10 protein-coding genes and 1 tRNA gene are annotated in these 17,490 nt (G+C 49.7%); 5 read left to right on the top strand and 6 right to left on the bottom strand.

Annotation, left to right across the window (positions count from 1 at the left end; translation table 11 throughout):
* Nucleotides 1–74: 74 nt before the first annotated feature.
* Complete coding sequence (gene ftsH, locus ACFPK9_RS11325) at nt 75–2,510, bottom strand: ATP-dependent zinc metalloprotease FtsH (protein WP_377095001.1); 2,436 nt, start codon at nt 2,508–2,510, stop codon at nt 75–77.
* A gap of 257 nt (nt 2,511–2,767) precedes the next feature.
* Between ftsH and ACFPK9_RS11320 the strand changes: the two genes are divergently transcribed.
* Nucleotides 2,768–6,196 carry an ATP-binding cassette domain-containing protein gene (locus ACFPK9_RS11320; protein ID WP_377095000.1) on the top strand — a complete coding sequence of 1,143 codons (3,429 nt, stop codon included), beginning with the start codon at nt 2,768–2,770 and terminating at the stop codon, nt 6,194–6,196.
* Between the two features lie 282 nt (nt 6,197–6,478).
* Here ACFPK9_RS11320 and ACFPK9_RS11315 read toward each other — a convergent pair whose 3' ends face one another.
* Both ACFPK9_RS11315 and mnmM read right to left on the bottom strand, forming a co-directional pair.
* Nucleotides 6,479–7,219 (bottom strand): DUF481 domain-containing protein, encoded by a 741-nt coding sequence (locus tag ACFPK9_RS11315; RefSeq protein WP_377094999.1) that lies wholly within the window; start codon nt 7,217–7,219, stop codon nt 6,479–6,481.
* Nucleotides 7,220–7,306: 87 nt separating this feature from the next.
* A complete protein-coding gene (gene mnmM / locus ACFPK9_RS11310; protein WP_377094998.1) occupies nt 7,307–7,870 on the bottom strand; it encodes a tRNA 5-(aminomethyl)-2-thiouridylate-methyltransferase MnmM in 564 nt (187 codons plus the stop codon).
* A gap of 148 nt (nt 7,871–8,018) precedes the next feature.
* Between mnmM and ACFPK9_RS11305 the strand changes: the two genes are divergently transcribed.
* A complete protein-coding gene (locus ACFPK9_RS11305; RefSeq protein ID WP_377094996.1) occupies nt 8,019–11,210 on the top strand; it encodes a PVC-type heme-binding CxxCH protein in 3,192 nt (1,063 codons plus the stop codon).
* Nucleotides 11,211–11,727: 517 nt separating this feature from the next.
* Here the strand turns inward: ACFPK9_RS11305 and ACFPK9_RS11300 are convergent.
* Nucleotides 11,728–11,814, bottom strand: a tRNA-Leu gene (locus ACFPK9_RS11300).
* A 50-nt stretch (nt 11,815–11,864) separates the two neighbouring features.
* A complete protein-coding gene (locus ACFPK9_RS11295; protein ID WP_377094995.1) occupies nt 11,865–13,436 on the bottom strand; it encodes a zinc ribbon domain-containing protein in 1,572 nt (523 codons plus the stop codon).
* A gap of 128 nt (nt 13,437–13,564) precedes the next feature.
* On the opposite strand from ACFPK9_RS11295, the gene ACFPK9_RS11290 reads away from it, so the two are divergent.
* The 3 genes from ACFPK9_RS11290 to ACFPK9_RS11280 are packed head-to-tail and all read left to right on the top strand — an operon-like array spanning nt 13,565 to nt 16,533.
* Complete coding sequence (locus tag ACFPK9_RS11290; RefSeq protein ID WP_377094994.1) at nt 13,565–14,263, top strand: zinc ribbon domain-containing protein; 699 nt, start codon at nt 13,565–13,567, stop codon at nt 14,261–14,263.
* A gap of 32 nt (nt 14,264–14,295) precedes the next feature.
* On the top strand, nt 14,296–15,300 hold the full coding sequence (dusB, locus tag ACFPK9_RS11285) for a tRNA dihydrouridine synthase DusB (protein WP_377094993.1): 1,005 nt from the start codon (nt 14,296–14,298) through the stop codon (nt 15,298–15,300).
* A gap of 48 nt (nt 15,301–15,348) precedes the next feature.
* Nucleotides 15,349–16,533 (top strand): RsmB/NOP family class I SAM-dependent RNA methyltransferase, encoded by a 1,185-nt coding sequence (locus ACFPK9_RS11280; RefSeq protein WP_377094992.1) that lies wholly within the window; start codon nt 15,349–15,351, stop codon nt 16,531–16,533.
* 60 nt (nt 16,534–16,593) lie between these two features.
* On the opposite strand, the gene ACFPK9_RS11275 is transcribed toward ACFPK9_RS11280, so the two are convergent.
* A complete protein-coding gene (locus tag ACFPK9_RS11275; protein WP_377094990.1) occupies nt 16,594–17,421 on the bottom strand; it encodes a hypothetical protein in 828 nt (275 codons plus the stop codon).
* Nucleotides 17,422–17,490: the final 69 nt, after the last annotated feature.

The raw sequence follows: 17,490 nt of genomic DNA, 5'->3' as shown, positions 1-17,490 counted from the left end.
CAGCTCTCTTAGTTTTCTCCCACAAAAAAACGGCCAGCGTGTGAGGCTGGCCGTTTGAAAATGAAAATATGTTCTTAAGCCGGAGCTCCGACGACTTCACCCGCGAGCGGATCGTCATCTTCCTTATCGTCAGTCGGCTTCTTCGGCGTTGCTTCTGCACTCTCAGGAGCCACTGGTGGCTCTGGTGGAGTTGGAGAACTAGGCGGATTGCTCATTTCACCTTTATAAAGAAGGTCAGTGATCTGCTTGCCATTTAGAGTTTCATACTCGAGCAAAGCCTTAGCGATGCGATCGAGCGCCTCACGGTTCTCAGTGAGTAAATCCATCGCACGCTGATACGCTCCATCGATAAAGCTCTTAATCTCAAAATCGATCTTACGCGCGGTCTCTTCGGAGTAGTCCTTACTACCACCACCATAGAATTCACCAGCATCGCTTGATTTGTATTCAATCATACCGAGTTCATCGCTCATCCCCCACTCACAAACCATGCTGCGCGCCATACTTGTCGCTTGGCGAATATCGCCCATTGCTCCGTTAGTCGGGTTACCAAACATGATTTCTTCAGCCACACGGCCGCCCATAGCGACACAAAGCTGATCAATCATTTCAAGACGGCGATAGCTAAACTTATCTTCAGTCGGCAAGAACATCGCCATACCGAGCGACGGTCCACGCGGAATGATCGTCACTTTGTGCAGTGGATCAGTATGCTCTAACAAAATATTGAGAATCGCATGACCAGCTTCATGATAGGCAGTATTCTCTTTTTCCTTATCAGAGAGAGCCAAGGAACGACGCTCGCGTCCCCAGCGTACTTTATCACGCGCTTCTTCAAGCTCAGCGTTACTAATTTCTTTCTTACCAGTACGAGCCGCAAGAAGCGCAGCTTCATTCAGCAGGTTGGCTAATTCAGCACCAGAGAAACCAGGAGTTCCCCTTGCGATCACTCCAAGATCAACTTCACTAGAAATCTTAACCTTCTTAGCATGCACACCGAGAATCTGCTCGCGACCCTTCACATCCGGAAGAGACACGCGTACCTGTCGGTCAAAGCGACCAGGACGAAGTAGCGCAGGATCGAGCACGTCTGGACGGTTAGTAGCGGCAATAATGATCACGCCTGAACGCGCATCAAAACCATCCATCTCTACCAACAAGGCGTTGAGCGTTTGCTCACGCTCGTCGTGACCACCACCCATGCCGTGACCACGATGACGACCTACGGCATCGATCTCATCCACGAAAATAATACAAGGTGCACTCTTCTTCCCTTGCTCGAACATGTCGCGCACGCGACTCGCACCGACACCTACAAACATTTCGACAAAGTCAGAACCTGAAATCGAGAAAAACGGAACTTCAGCCTCACCTGCAATCGCACGCGCAAGAAGTGTCTTACCAGTACCCGGAGGGCCTACCATCAACACACCTTTTGGAATGTTTGCACCAAGCTTTTCAAACTTTTTAGGAGCCTTGAGGAAATCAACGATCTCATAGAGCTCTTCCTTCGCTTCAGAAATCCCAGCTACGTCCTTAAATGTCACGCGTCCTTTATCCTGAGCGAGAAGCTTAGCCTTACTCTTACCAAAGTTCATCGCCCCCTTACCCGCATTCTTCATTTGAAAGCGGAATAAGAAAAACAACACAGCAACGATCAACAGAATTGGGAAAATCTGCATTAAGATGAACCCCATCGTATTACTCTCTTGCTTGTTGCGAGCAATGTTGTTCACCAGCGCTACGTCTTCATCGGGCAGCTTGAAGAGGTTAATATCGACCTTGAAGCGCTCATATTGAGGCTTCGCATCCGCTAACAATGGATACACCTTGCGCGTTCCTTCGAGAACAGCATCGTTACTGCTCGAGGTCTTGTACAACTTTAAGCCCTTATCTCCTCCAAAAATAACCTCATCAAAGGCCATCCACTTGCGTAAATCCTGTAGCGAGCCAGAAACAGAGTCACCACCTTGGGAAATTTCTGAAACGATCTGCAAAGGTACGCTTTTATCACTCAGCAGACGGTCGTATTCTGCTTGCTGTAAATTCGTATTGAGCACCACGCGAAAACTCTGAAGTTCGGGTTCTGCCTTTAAATCACGATATTCAGTAACATCGCGCACGCCCTTCAATTGACCTGAAGTATTCGTGTCCTTCGTTACAAACTGAAGTTGATCAGTAGGCATCACCTGAAGTTCCTTCATCACCTCAGCTTCTGCTTTCTGAATCTCAGGCTGAGGCTTTCCAGCGAGCTCTTCGCGCACTTTCTTAACCGCAGGAATCTCTGCAGGATTAACCACCTGTCCTTTCTCGTAACTCTTACGGAAAGCTGCGAAATCAATCTCTTTTCCACTTTTCTGAGCTGTACTCATGTATGCTGCTACCAGCACCCCGATAGCTAAAGTGAACAAGATCATCACTCTCCAGTTAGGCCCTTTCTGCTGTGGAGATTGGCCACCTTTTGCAGGCTTCTTCTCTAGTGGTGGTTTCGGTGGTTGTTGATCTGACATAGGTGTAATGGGAAAATCTTTTCTGTAAAAAGCTGATAGCACGCGGTCTTTGGCAAACTCGCTTCGCGAGACGTTAGTACGGGTTTAGGAAAAATAAATCCTTTTTTCTGTCGGCTTGCCAGATGTGTCCCACAAGTGCAACATACTATTCAGTGAAATCGCCCTCGCAACCAAGAGATCATAAAGGAAACGCTCCTATTTTCAAGTCAAGTTCCATGCTGAAAGGATGGACAAGAAAGGCTCCACAAGGAGCTCACATGGTAGCCTCTCTTGTCGAAGTTTTTGCGGCATTCGTCTCACTCGACGAACAAGTCGATGCCGCTGAAGCCGAGGTCGCGCTCGATTTATTGCGCCACGCCTTCCCTGAAGCCGACCACCACTGGCTCGCCCGTAGGCTCCAAAAAGCCCTACGCTCTCCCACCAGTACAGCCGCTCTCGCCTCAAAACTTGGGGTCCAACTCAACCACGAAGGACTGGTTTCACTCGGTCTCCAGCTCTATCTACTCATTGATGCATCCTCCCGCCGCAACCGCGGTCGCAGAGCTTTCCTCGACCTTTTCCATCAGCTTGACGGCAATGGACTAGGGAAAATTATTCTTCAAGAAATAGAAGAAGGCTACTCAGGCAGCAAGAAACTCCCATTCACCCGTCTCATCTGCTCGACTGAAGAATCCGCAGACCTAAATCTCCCCTTCTCCCCTGAAAACTACGCTTTCCGTATTTATCAAGCCGGTCAGGTCATCATCATCCGTAACACTGGAGACCAAGCTATCTCCCTCAGTGGGTCTTCGCTGATCCCCGGCGGCATCATCCGCCTGCGCTCCCACCAGCGCATCATGCTCCCCAACTGGACACTCTCCTATAACGACCTCAACTTTTTCCTTAACTACAAGCGAACTGGCCAACCGCGTACCCTCTATCTTCACGAATCTGAGGGAGGGATCGTCTCCGAACGCAGCCGCACACGTCTCTCCAATATCCGCATCGACTTCGGTATCAGTGCAGAACTCACCGCCATTCGTCCCACCAACATCACTCTCAGCGGTCTCCCTCTCGAAGTGAACCAAATGCACGAGCTGACCTTCCACGACTTTCTCACCCTAAAAACTGGCGCCGAAGTCCAGCTCGAAAGCATCCGAAATCAAGCACTAGAAGCGGGTGGACGATTCCGCCTAAGTCGTGAAAAGCAAACCTGCCTCGTCTCAAATGACCCATCGGCAATCGGTAAAGGCGACCTCCTCATCTCTCCCGGACTCGCTGGAAAAATCACACTCAAGATCACCTACGACCCTGCGAGCTCAGTCGGTGAATTAGAAATTCTCGAGTCTGAACGAACGCTCCTAATGAACGGCCAACCAGTACGATCCGGCGCCTACCTCATGGACGGAGCCATCATCCGGCTCAGCGCCAGCCAAGCCGTCCGCTGCCGCTTTTCAGACGGCCTCATCGATGAAGAGCGAACCGTCATTAAAGAACTCCACCTAGACGGCATAACCCACAGATTCACTCGCAATACTACAGCTCTCGATAGTATCGACTTTAAAATCCAACGGGGCGAAATGCTCTGCATCATGGGGCCATCAGGCTGTGGTAAATCCACTTTGCTCTCCGTCATCGCTGGCCAACTCAAGCCCAACAGAGGACACGTCCGCTTTAACAGCATTTCACTCTACGAACACCGAGCACGGCTCGCTCCCTTCATAGCCTTCATGCCCCAGGAGGAAGCGCTCAACCCCCACCTCACAGTCCGTGAGCACCTCACCCACGCCTGCACCATCCGCAGACCTCACCTCGCCAGCCCCGAACATTCTCGCCGCGTCGATAGCATTCTAGCCGAACTCGCACTCGAACCACTCGCCGACAGAAAAGTAGGTTCCCCGGGAGATAAAACTATTTCCGGAGGCGAACGCGGCAGGCTCAACCTAGGACTCGACCTCGGCTCGGCTGCCGAAATATTCCTCTTTGATGAACCCATCTCAGGACTCTCATCTAAAGATTCTGAGCACGTCGCCGAATCCCTCCGCGCCCTCGCGCGAGATAAAATTGTCATCGCCTCTCTCCACCGCCCAGGCTCCACCGTCCTCGCTCTCTTCGATAAAGTCCTCTTGCTCGATAAAGAAGGTAAAGTCGCCTTCTTCGGCACGCCCGATGACATGTCGCGCTACTTCGAGTCCGCGGCGAAAGAGCTCCACATCCCCACCCTCAACCGAGCTGAGTTTGGCGCAAACACCATCAACGGCGCCGACTTCGTCTTCGACGTCTTAGAAACACCTCTTCATGGCACCATTGGTGCAAACGAATCTTCATCCTTCGCTCGACGCTTTCCCCCCACCTTCTGGCAGGAAAGACTCGAAAGCCAACGGCTGATCCAAAAAGTCTCTGAATCACAATCTCAAGTGCAGACACAACTCGGAGACATGCCTCGCGCTGATGACAACATGCCAGTCCCTGTCCCGCGCCCACGTCGGCATGTCGACCACTTCCGCTTGTTCCGCGCCCACCTCTCACGCTCATTTTTGACGAAATTCCGAAACCGCGGAACCTTCTACTGCACCATTTTAGAGGCTCCGCTACTGGCAGCACTCATCGCCATCACCCTTCGCGCATCCGCAGATGGTTCCTACGCCTTTTCCTCTGGTCTCCACATCGTCACCTACCTCTTCCTTTCTGTCACCGTCGCCATGTTTCTAGGCCTCACCAATAGTGCCACCGAAATACTCAGAGACCTTCCTATTCTCAGACGTGAACGCAATACCCGTTACGGAACAGGCCTCTACATCACCGCCAAATGCACCACCCTCAGCCTCCTTGCTGCCTTACAATGCGCGATTTACGTTTCCATTGGTCACCATTTTCTAGAAATTAAAGAAATGTGGTTTTCTCATTGGCTTTGGATGTCCACCACTGCCATCTGCGGTACCGCCATCGCCATGTTTATTTCGGCCATTGTAAAAAGTGAACGCGCAGCCCTGTCCTCGATCCCTCTTTTATTAGTGCCCCAGCTCCTTCTCGCTGGAGCTCTCGTCCCCTTCGGCGAAATGAACCGAGGCCTCTTTGTTGGCGGTGATAGAGCCAGAGATGACGGCGCTGAACCTGTCCCCGCCATGTTCATGCCGCTGCGCTATTCCTTCGAAGGTATCGTCCTCGCCCAAGCTACCGAGAACCCATTCGAAAAAGAACGAAGACGTATTCAGCAGCGCATTGATCAGCTCAAAGAAAAAGTAATTCCAGAAGATAAGGGCGAAGACACTGTTTACCTAACAGACGAAGAAGCCGAACGCATAAGCATCCTCACTTCAGGGCTCACTCGCCTCTACGCTGCAGAAGCTCTCGACCAAGAAGGCGCTGCAGAACTCTCACATAAAATCGCCGATGTTTCTCTGAACGGAAGCTTCGAAGACCTCGAGTCCCTCAATATCTACCTAGGTGAACCCGACGAGTCAGAACCCGTGCAATCCTTCTTCCAAAACACCCGCACCGAACTTCTCGTCAGACGTGCTGAAATGAATCGTGTCGACATGCACTCTAATAAAGACCGCTCAATCTTCCTAGCTGAATGGAAATTCTGGTTAGGAGAAAAGCGCAGTTCCTCTTTCTGGTGTAAAGCCGTACTCTTCACCGTCACCATCACCTGTCTCATTCTCGCCACTCTAGTGGTCACCCGCTGGAACAGAAAGGTCAGCTGATAAAGCCCTTATACCACTTCGCGATTTTAAAGAAACAAATGACGGTGTAATTTGTTAAGAAATCAAGGACCGCTGAAGAAGCTATGCGAGCATCGTGCCTGAAGAGAAATGCAGATTTATCAACAAAGAGCCCGACACCACTTTCTTTCGAGTAGCGCAATTCTTCAAGCCACCAAAAAAATTATATGTCTCTTTCGGAGTGCGATCTGGTATAATTAGTCCTCAAAAAAAATGCCGCACCATTCACGATGCGGCATTTTAAAAATATCGATTTCCAAGATTTTAGAATTTGTAGGAAACGCCAGCTACCAATTTCAAATCGTTCTTCTCTTTATCATCAGCAGGCTTGCTCTCATAGCGATTTTCAAGCGACACCTTAAATGCCATCGTCTCTGTGATCTTAGTTTCGAGCCCCGCCTGAAATTCTAGATGGTAATCACTAAAATCATCGAGTCTTGGAGAAATTGAGAAACTCTCAAACAGCTTAGCGCTCTCGTTAAATTTATGCTCGAATCTCTGCACGAAAAGACCATTCATATAAGTATCGTTACCACGACCCTTGTCCTCCGTAGTCACACCGAGACCTACTTCTGTAGAAAAGAAAGTTTCCTCAGTATCAATCCAGTAGTAACCATAGGTGAAGTTGAGTGAAAAACGGTAATCTAGATCAGCAAATTGGTCACTGCGGCCATCGAGAAGTACCCCAAAGAAATTTTTGCCAGTAAGCGTTCTTCTCCAGCTAGCCTTACCCACGATCTCATCCTGGTTCGTTGCACTATCTTCCTCGCCATAACTATAGCCAAGGCTCGCGAAATACGCATCCTTGTCTTCCTTCTTCTCAGTTTGGATTCCACCGCGAACGAGAAGACTATCGGTATTACCCTTAGAAAGGTTCAAACCAAAATCGACACTGCTCTCCCAGCTTGTATCGATAACTTCTTCGACCTCTACCTCTTCCTGCGCCATTGCCGACGCAGCCATCATAATGCCGCTAGTTGCGGTGATTTGGAGAAATTTTTTCATAAATGAATCACAAATTGAGCTGCGCTCTTAGTGATTCAACTTTCAATTGTCACGCCCTTTTCTTCATCATTTTGTGACAACCCTTCTTCATCTTACCTTCTCTATAGCAATGAGAAATGCCGGACTATTCGGAGCATTCACCATCCCATAGCGCATCACCCTCGCCTGCTCTCGCGTTAATTCACTCGCCCACTGGACTACCGCCTCGGCCTCGGCCTCGCCGCCCTCATGACCAGGATAACACATGATGCTCAGCACCCCCTTTACTCGCAGTAAACTCAGTGCCTGCTCCAAAGCCGGAAGAGTCGTCTCTACAGTCGTAATCACCGCCTTATCAGCTCTTGGTAAATACCCCAAATTAAACATTACTGCTGCCACAGGCCCCTCCACATAATCGCTCAAGTATTCATGCCCGACACAGTAAAAACTAAAAACATCTGCAGCAACCCCAGCTGCCTCAACCTTTCGCTGAGAAGACTCAATCGCCTCCGTTTGAACATCAAAACCAATCACGCGCCCACCAGCTCCCACCAGCCCAGCCAAAAACAAAGCATCATGCCCGTTACCCAAAGTCGCGTCCACTACAGTCTCCCCAGCCAACACAGCTCCTCTCACCATTTCCTGTGCCATCTCTAAAGGTCGTAACAACATGATAGAGCCCTCATAAGATACATTACACCTCACATAAAATGTAAAATATCCACCTAAACTATGAAAATATCCACAAAATGCTCTAATCTGCTATGTTTCAGCCCCTCACTCGATAAATATCTTCCCAAACATCGTACTTATGCGAATCATGACCAAATTCTTTATCCGTCCGATCAGTATCTCACTGGCGGCTCTCAGCCTTGTGCAAGCACCCACGTATGCCAAGAAAACACAATCTGACCGTAAAGAACCTTGGAGCCCAGAAAAACAAATCTCTCAATTTGAATTAGCCGACGGTTTCGTCATCGAACTCGTAGCATCGGAAGAAAATGGCCTCATTAACCCCATCGACCTCACCTTCGACGATTCAGGTAGACTTTGGACCCAAACAGCACGCATGTACCCGCTCGATCCCATCCCGGGGATTAGATTCGGAGAAGCGATGCGCCTCATGAAGGATCACAAACTCGCACAAACCGATAAGCGCTTCCAAAAAATTCTCCGCAAGTACCAACTAGAAGACCCAGGTACTGACCAGATTCTCGTTATCGACGACCCGACCAAAACCGCAAAAGGCCCACTCCACGTCTGGGCAGACGGCCTCACCATTCCACAAAGCATCATGCCCTATAAAGACGGTTGCTATGTGGCTCACGGCTCCGAAATATTTTACCTTCAAGATTCAGATAAAGACAATAAACAAGATAGCGTAAAGCCTCTTTTCACGGGCTTTGGCTTCCTTGACACCCACACCATGGCTCACTCCATCGTCAGAGCTCCCGGCGGCTGGATGAATTTCTCCCATGGCGCAGTAAACTCAGGTACTGTCACCTCCCTAATCTCTGGAGATAAACTCGACGTCACCTACAGTAAAAACCTGCGCTTTTCCCTAGATGGCAGTACCATGGAAATCCTCAATTGCCACCGCGACAATAACTGGGGCTACCAAGTGCTCTCTAACGGCCAGTGGTACGCCACTTCAGCAAACGATGGCGGTTACTCAGTTCTGCCAAGTGAATCGCAGAGCAGTATCGCAGGAAATGGCAATGACAACATTCGTCCTTACGCTCCATTTTTTCCGCCTGCCAATGACTTTCGTGTCGGCGGCACCGGTATTTCAGGCCTCGCCTTTTCAGAAGATGGTAAAAATGGCTTCCCCGCTGAATGGAAAAACGTCGCCATCCTCGCTAACCCAATCACCCAATCACTCAACTGCGTACGTATTGTCAGAAACCCAGACGGCTCTGTCACTTCAGAACTCCTACCTAATCTCCTTCAGTCGAAAGACGAATGGTTCCGCCCAGTCAATATCGAGTTCGGGCCAGATGGCTGCCTCTACATCGCCGATTGGTACAACAAGATCGTTTCTCACAATGAAGTCAACACCGACCACCCAGACCGCGACCGCAAACACGGAAGAATCTGGAGAGTACGCCATAAATCACAAAAATCATTCGAAATTCCCGACGTTGCAGCCGCCGCTAACGACAAACTGTTAGACCACTTAATTTATGGCAAAACACTCTGGGAAAAACGCGCAGCTTGGCACCAGATCGTCGACCGCAATGCCGCAGAACTTACTCCACAGCTCAAAGAATTAGCCACAGATACAACCACACCTAAAGAAGTCCGTATCCTCGCCCTTTGGTCACTTGAAGGACTCAAAATCTATGACTCTAAAATTATCACAGCAGCCATCGCAGACAATGACAGCGATATCCGCCGTGAAGCCATTCGCTCACTCGCCAGCTATCAACTCAAAGCATCCGAGGTCGCCCCGCTCCTCGCGCCATACATAGAAGATTCGAACTGCATGGTACGCTCACAGGCCCTACGCACACTCGCTGAAATCAAAGATGCCAACCAAGACTCCATCGCTCTTCTGGTAATAGCCTCGAAACCAGCAGCACCCAACGACAACCTCGGCGGCAACTACGAAAGGAACTTCGAGCGCTTTCTCGCACGTAAAGCCATGGAACAATACCCAGAAGAGGTAAAAAAATTCCTTCTCTCTGAGCGAGCGGACACTATGCCAGCTAGCAACCTCATCTGGGCATCGCAGGCTCTTCCAGCAAAGGAAAGAGTCACTATTTTTGTCAATAACTGGAAAACAGCCACCCATGGAAAAATCGATAAAAACACATTCATCTCCGCTTCAAACATGCTCGCAAATCCCGAGATTCACAGCGTAGTCTCGGAAACATTCAAACAGCGTCCAGATGAGATGCTAAACCTCGCTCTCGAAAACCTTGATCAAGTCGACGCACCAAAAGTAGCATTCTTTTTCTCCAAAAAAATCGAAACCGACCTCAACAGCAATGACCCAGCGCAGCGCAATAAAGCTCTTGATCTCATCGTAGCTCTCCGTTCACCACACCACACACAAACCCTCAGAAAATTACTTACTACCGATCTAGCAAATAGCGAAATCGCTAAAGTCATCACAGCTCTCGGCTATGATCATTCTGTCGATTTTGCGACCTATCACTCGATCTTAAAAAACCCTGACATCGACTTTACTAACAGACTGTCAGCTCTCGCCGCCTGTGCTCTCAAAAACGAAAAACAAGCATTCGCAGCGAGTCAGAAATTTGCAACAAATTTGAGCGACACCGAGAAGCAAGAACTCGTCTCTCGCCTCAGCCACACACTACAGGGCAGCAACATCATTAAACAGCTTTGGCAAACAAAAATCCTCACCACTAACGCCTGGGACTACGATGCAGCCTATTTCACACTCCACAACTACCCACTCAACTGGAGCGTAAAAGCAGGAAAGCACTGGAACAAGTCGCCACGCGCACAAGCCTTAGAAAAAGCAAAGAAAGATAAAAGAGCCCTCAAAATCTATGCTGATCTAAAGCAACAAGCAGAAGCAGACACCCAACAACTAGAAGAGAAGGTGAAAAGCTTTACTACTTCTATCAAATCCCTCGAAGGCAACCCCACCACAGGCAAAGCTCTCTTTCAGTCTTGCCTTGTCTGTCATAAAGTAGGCAACGAAGGGCAAGAGATCGCCCCCCCCCTCGATGGCGGTAGCAAGCGCAACACCGAGCACCTCATCACCGCTATCGTCAATCCAGATGAAGCCGTCGAGGGAGCCTACGGCCTCTACTCAGTCGTCAGCATAGACGGTTCCGTCAAACAAGGCCTCTTGGTCAAATCTGACGGAAATGGCATCACACTCGCAGCTCCAGGAGGACAACGCAGCTTTATCGCACGTGAAAACATCCTCTCAGACGGTGCCGTCCATGGCCGATCATTCATGCCAAAAGGCTTTAGCAGCTTCTCCCCACAAACTATGGCCGACCTAGTATCCTACATTAAATCCCTAGATTAAGCATTATCCACCTTGGCAAACCACCAAGTGTTGAAAAAATCTTATACCATTCTCCCGGCTATATTGCCGGAATGGATGATTTTGATATGAACGCTAGTCAGCGGAGCTGATTACAATAAAGAGCGGCATTACTTCGGCTTCATTTCTGCGTTTTTCCTCAGTCATGTAGCCTGCTACAATCCTTCGTCATGCCTTGAGATGAAGGCCAAATTAACACCGCCATTCCGACAATCTATCCACTCAAATGGTATTAGGCAACTACTGCTACTACCAACGATCACCTAATGGCGGATAAATCACAAATTTATCCGCCATTTCTTATTTATCCTAATCTATCCGACATCAAAACTTCTCAAAAACCAGCCCCCCAAAAAAGCTCCCCCTTAGCTTGAACTCTCAGCACAATTTACCGACACCCATACTCTCGCTCGATTAAAGGGCGGTATCCAAGTAGCGGCACAGTCCTTCAACAAAAAAACGCGACTCCGAAAAGTCGCGTAATTCATTGATATTGCAGTGGTACCATCGACCGGACTCGAACCGGTACGCCCCGAAGGACAGCAGATTTTAAGTCTGCGGCGTCTACCAATTCCGCCACGATGGCCTTGCTTCAAAGCGCTTAAAAGCGCCTATCTGCTACCTGCGAGGCGGAGACTAGCGACGAGATTGAATCTCGTCAATGGTTGCTTTCAGAGTTTTTTTCAATTCTCCCCCAGACTTTTCATAAGCCGCTGAAAGCGCTGGAATAGAGGCTGCTGTCCCCACTTTAGCTAAAATCGTTGCCGCTGACTCTAATTGGTAATTATCCAACTCTGGCCACACCGTGAGCAAACCTTGCTCCGCTCGCTCCCCAGCCTCTAACATCAATTCTTCGTAAACAATCACATCCTCAGCCCACGCATAAACTAGAATATCCCCAATGCCTTCCACGTTCTGCTCTACTAAATAATGCAAATAACTCTCAGGCACCTTCAACCCCACCTGTATCCGCTCACGTGCCTGCTCTGTAATGATTTCATCTGCCCCATCATCTGGGATTGCCCAAGTTCGAAGAGTATCCACGATTTCAGCCCGATGCTCCCCACTCTGATGCGTCAAAAGCACTAACAATTGCCGCACTATATCACTGCGCAACTTAATATCTTTCGTATTTCCTAGACGCTGAATTGCTGCTAACTGGCGCGTCGGATCAATGCTCCGTAACTCCTCTAAATTCTTCGAATGATAATCGGGATGGCTCTCATCGGTAATTTCTCTAGCGTCCGCCGTCGTCAAAGCATCCACATTCACCTCGATCTCTATCAACTGTAACTCCTCACGCACTCGAATGTCCTCAGAGAACTTCTTGGCAAAGTCAGCCGCGTCATCGATAGAAATCCGTGCATTATTGTAAATAATCAAAGTCGCTGGCTCGTTTTGAAGCTTTCTACCTTCGTAGACTCGGGGGATTTCTGCAGTAATCAGAGACTGCGCTAAATACTTTTTAATCGTTTCCAAGTGCACAGGCTTCGATCTCTTCAGCACAAAGGCTATCACCCTCTCAGGATGCTCCGCTTCTTCTATCTGCGTCTCCACCGTCGCATATCCAATCTCACTTTTGAAACGTAGTTCATCTTCACTCGTAAGATCCACATGCATTTCCAGATCAACCTCCTCTGGATTATATTGAGATGCCACCGGCGTCAGACGTTCTGGGTAAATAATAGGCATCGCCACTAATCCACCGACAAAGCACAAAGTAAGAATCACTCCTAAAATGCGATACTTCACAAAGCCATACAGCACTAATAAACTCCCTATGAGCGCCGCAAACCCAACTAAAAACCAACGTTTCTGATTGGGAACATCAGTAAGAATCCCACCATCGCCACTGCCAGCCACAAACAAGAAAATCACCAACCCCATGCCGATCAACCCACCAAAAATGCAAAGCAAGCGCATCGGGCTCATCGGCATCACTGCGTTCGGATCCGAAAACTGCGCGTAATCCGCTGCCTGAAAATTCACCGGAGCTGACTCGAGCGATTCTGGCGCTTTCCTCTGAAACACCTCCAAGTTCTTCGCCTTCTCACCCGGAAAGTAATCACGCCCCATCTTCACCTGATTGTCTCTAGAAATATTGAAATAGTGCTGGCAACTTCCGCACTCCACCGGCTCGCCTAGCAGTTCTTCCGAAACTACAAAACTTTGTCTGCATTCTGGGCACGCAATCTTGATTTCACTCATTCAATAAATCTTCAGGGTTCTCTGCGCTACGCTATACAACGAATGTTAGAATGACCAGTAGCAAAATATATCCTCTACCGACACGAGATGCGCTTGCGCTCTTCCCCCTTCAACGCTAACTCTTAGCCATGCTACCTGAAGTAGAGTCATTACTCATTGTCCAAGATCGCGACCAAAAAATCCAAGCCCTCCGCCAAGACCTAGCCAAAATCCCCCGCGACAAAACGCGCGCCGAAGAAAAACTAAGTTCGGATAAACAAGCTGTAGCTGACGCCAAAAAGGCTGCTCAGGAAAATGAAGTAGCCATCAAAAACCTCGAACTCGATATCGCCACACGCCGCGACACCATCGGCAAGCTCAAGGTGCAACAATTTGAAACCAAGAAAAATGACGAATACACTGCCCTCGGGCAAGAAGTCATCCGCTACGGCGAAATGATCGACGAGCTCGAAACCCAAGAACTCGAACTCATGGAAAAAGCAGATACGCTCAAAGCCACTCACGCAAAAACCGTCTCTGCCCTCGCTGAAACTCAGAAAATCGTCGACCAAGACATCGCCGATCTCGATGAACGAGCAACTCAAAGCCAACAACGACTTGATGAACTCCTAGCCGAACGCGTGCAATTAGTTCAAAAGGTTGACGACTCCCTCATCGCCCTCTACGACCGACTTCTCAAAAGTAAAGGAAACGACCCAGTCGCTCCACTTAAAGGCTCACAATGTGGGGGCTGCCACATGAAAGTCACCGCCTCTACCGTGGTGAGCGTGCAAGCCGAAGCATCTGTAGCCCAATGTGAAAACTGCGGACGCATCCTTTACATCTAGACTCATCACTCACAACTTCATTTCTAGACACCGTGCTTCCCTGGTTCGACAACGACAAGTTCCCCCTCTTCCTCGCCCCTATGGCGGGTGTGACCGATGTGACATTTCGAACCATCTGTAAAGAATTGGGAGCCGATGTCATGGTCACAGAATTTGTCTCGGCCGAAGGCATTGTCCGCCGCGACGACCGCACCCGCAAGTACACCGAGTTTCACGAAGGCCAACGCCCAGTGGGAGTCCAACTCTTCGGAGCCGACGGCGAACGCATGGGGGAAGCTGCCAAAAAAATCATCGACTGGAAGCAGCCCGACTTCATCGACATCAACTTCGGCTGCCCAGTCAGTAAGGTTGTCTCCAAAAATGGTGGATCGTCGTTACTCAAAGACTGCCCGCTCCTCGCATCCGTTGCCAGCGGAGTGGCTAAAGCGGTAGGCGACCAAGTCCCTGTCACCGCAAAAATCCGCGTTGGCTGGGATGAGAAAACTATCAACGCGCCTGAAGTTTGTCAGACACTCGTCGACTGCGGCATGCAGCAAATTGCCATTCACGGACGCACCCGCTCCCAAGGCTACAGAGGCGAAGCAAACTGGAACATTATTGATGAATGTGCTCGAACCGTCGATGTCCCAATCATTGGCAACGGTGACATCAACAGTGGTGAAGACGTAGAAAAACGTAAAAACAACACCGCAGTCTCTGGTCTCATGATCGGCCGCGCCGCCATGCAGAACCCATGGATTTTCCGCGAGGCCAAGCATTACCTCGAAACCGGCGAACACCTGCCGCCAATCACCATCGAAGAACGCTGGAAACTCATCATTCGCCACTGCACACTCGCAACTCATTCCGATCGCTATGGCGGCGAAGAAAAACACACAATTATGGCCATGCGCTCCCGTCTCATGGCTTACTGCAAAGGATTCTCCGGCGCCAAAGCCCTGCGCCAGAAACTCTGCCAAGTCGTCTCCGTCACCGAACTCGAAGACATCGCCGCTGCTCATCTCTCCGGCAAATACGACAATGTCATCGCCGAGTAGCGCGCATCGTCCACTAACCTCGTACTTTCGCAACAACTCATCATGAGAATGCACCGCCTTTTGGCCACATCCGCCGCTGATATCATCCATGCCGTTTTTGAACAGCGCAAGGTCCTCGACCACAGCCTAGCCAAAGCATTTCAAGCCAACCCAAAATGGGGCAAGCGCGACCGTAACTTCGTCGCCGAAACGGTCTTCGAAGTCGTCCGCTGGCGCAGAGCTTTAGCTTTCCTCGCTCAAGACGAAAGCACACCTGCTCTCTGTGCCGCACAATGGACACGCATGGGATATGATCTCCCAGAATGGTGGCAATACGACGGCTCAGATGCCGAAACCATCAAAGCGCGAGAAGCGGAACTCGCAGAACAACCACGCGCTGTCCGCGAATCGATTCCCGATTGGCTCGACGCTCTCGGCTCTGAAGAACTTGGCGAATCATGGGACGCGGAACTCGCAGCCCTCAACCAGCGCGCTCCTGTCTACCTCCGCGTCAACACTCTCAAAACCTCCCCTGCTGAAGCCATCGACTGGCTCGCCAGCTATCACATCCCAGCACACGAAGTTTCAGAACTGCCCAACACCCTCGTGCTCAACCCAGGTAAGACATTGCCCAAATCCTTGCGCCTCGATGGCCGCGTCGAAATCCAAGACGCTGGATCACAAATGATCGCCCCGCTACTCGAGCCTCAAGCGAATGAATGCATCATCGACACCTGCGCAGGAGCTGGCGGAAAATCCCTCCATCTCGCCGCCTTGATGCGCGGAAAAGGCAAAATCGTCGCCATGGACATTGTCCCGAAAAAGCTTCAGGAACTCCAGCGCCGAGCCAAACGCGCACGCGCCACCCGCACCATCGAAACCCAACTCATCAATCCGGAGGCCATCGCCACATACGAATCAATCGCCGACCGCGTTCTCATCGATGCCCCCTGCTCTGGACTCGGCACCCTCAAGCGCCAGCCCGATCTCAAATGGCGCATCAAACCTGCCACTATCCAGCGTATGCGCGGCATCCAACAAGAATGCCTGCAGAACTACTCCACCATGCTCAAGCCTGGTGGACGCCTCGTCTACGCCACTTGCTCTATCCTTCCCTCAGAAAATAGACAAAATGTAGACCACTTCCTCAACAATGCCCCATTCAAACTCATCAAGGAATGCCCAGTCTCACCAGCCGCAACTGGCTACGATGGCTTCTACGCCGCAGTTTTAGAAAAACTACCGACTTCCTAACAAGCGAATCACTCAGTAAGAATGATTCGCTTAATGGCTGAAAACGCAGATCTATAACCGCTATTCCTCAGCGAGCTTGAAGATAAATTCAGGGATACGCTTTAATTCCAGCTTGATACCTGTTGCCTCCAGCTCGTCTTCTAAATCGCGCTTCACCTTGCGTGCGACAAAAGGATGCAAGATAGGGTCATCATAATCATCCTCGTCGTAGTTAAAGCGCTTCAATTCTACTTTAAGCGCACCTCCAATATTACCACCAGGAACCTCAGCAAAGGCAATCTTCACCTTGTCCCCTTTTTTCAAGGTAATAAACTCACCATAGACATCAGCGGTCTTTGACTTTGTCTCCTTCTTGCGCTTCGAGAGCTCTTTTGATTTCAGCTTACTCACATCATGAAAGGAGTTATAAAAGACACACTTTCCATTCACGACCACGGCCATCGCATCATCAAACGCCCCAGCAAAACGGAATTCCTTAGTCGGCGCTTTCTCGATCTCACCCTCATAAAGAATCACCACACCTCTGGGATCAATATAGGGCGAACCGAACGCCGCTGGCACCTTATCCGCTGGTGCAGTACGCAGCGCCATGTATTCAAAATTACAGGTCTCATCCCCTATACTATACTTTGCTAGAGCTTCTTCAGAAAAGCCTTGTTCGACAAGTCCATCAAACGCCTTGTAAAACTCTTCCATTTTCACTCCCCCTCCGCTTGAAACTGGCGTTGGCTTCAGATTAAAATCGTTTTTCAAATCAAACAAATTGCCAGACAACCCCGTAGGTTCTTTTTCCCTACCGAAATAATCCTGCTCTCCCATCGAGAATGGATGCATCAAAAGGCTGAAAAAGCTGGCGTATAAACAAAGGAATTTAGGTGGTTTTATCATAACAGTTTACTCGAAATTAGTGAACATCCTTAACTTATCTCACTTCGCGATTCAAAAAAGACAAATGAC

It is taken from the genome of Rubritalea spongiae, assembly GCF_042652385.1.
In the GTDB taxonomy this organism is placed as follows: domain Bacteria; phylum Verrucomicrobiota; class Verrucomicrobiia; order Verrucomicrobiales; family Akkermansiaceae; genus Rubritalea; species Rubritalea spongiae.
The sequence above is the reverse complement of the archived record's forward strand: the minus strand, read 5'-3'. Positions and strand labels throughout refer to the sequence as shown.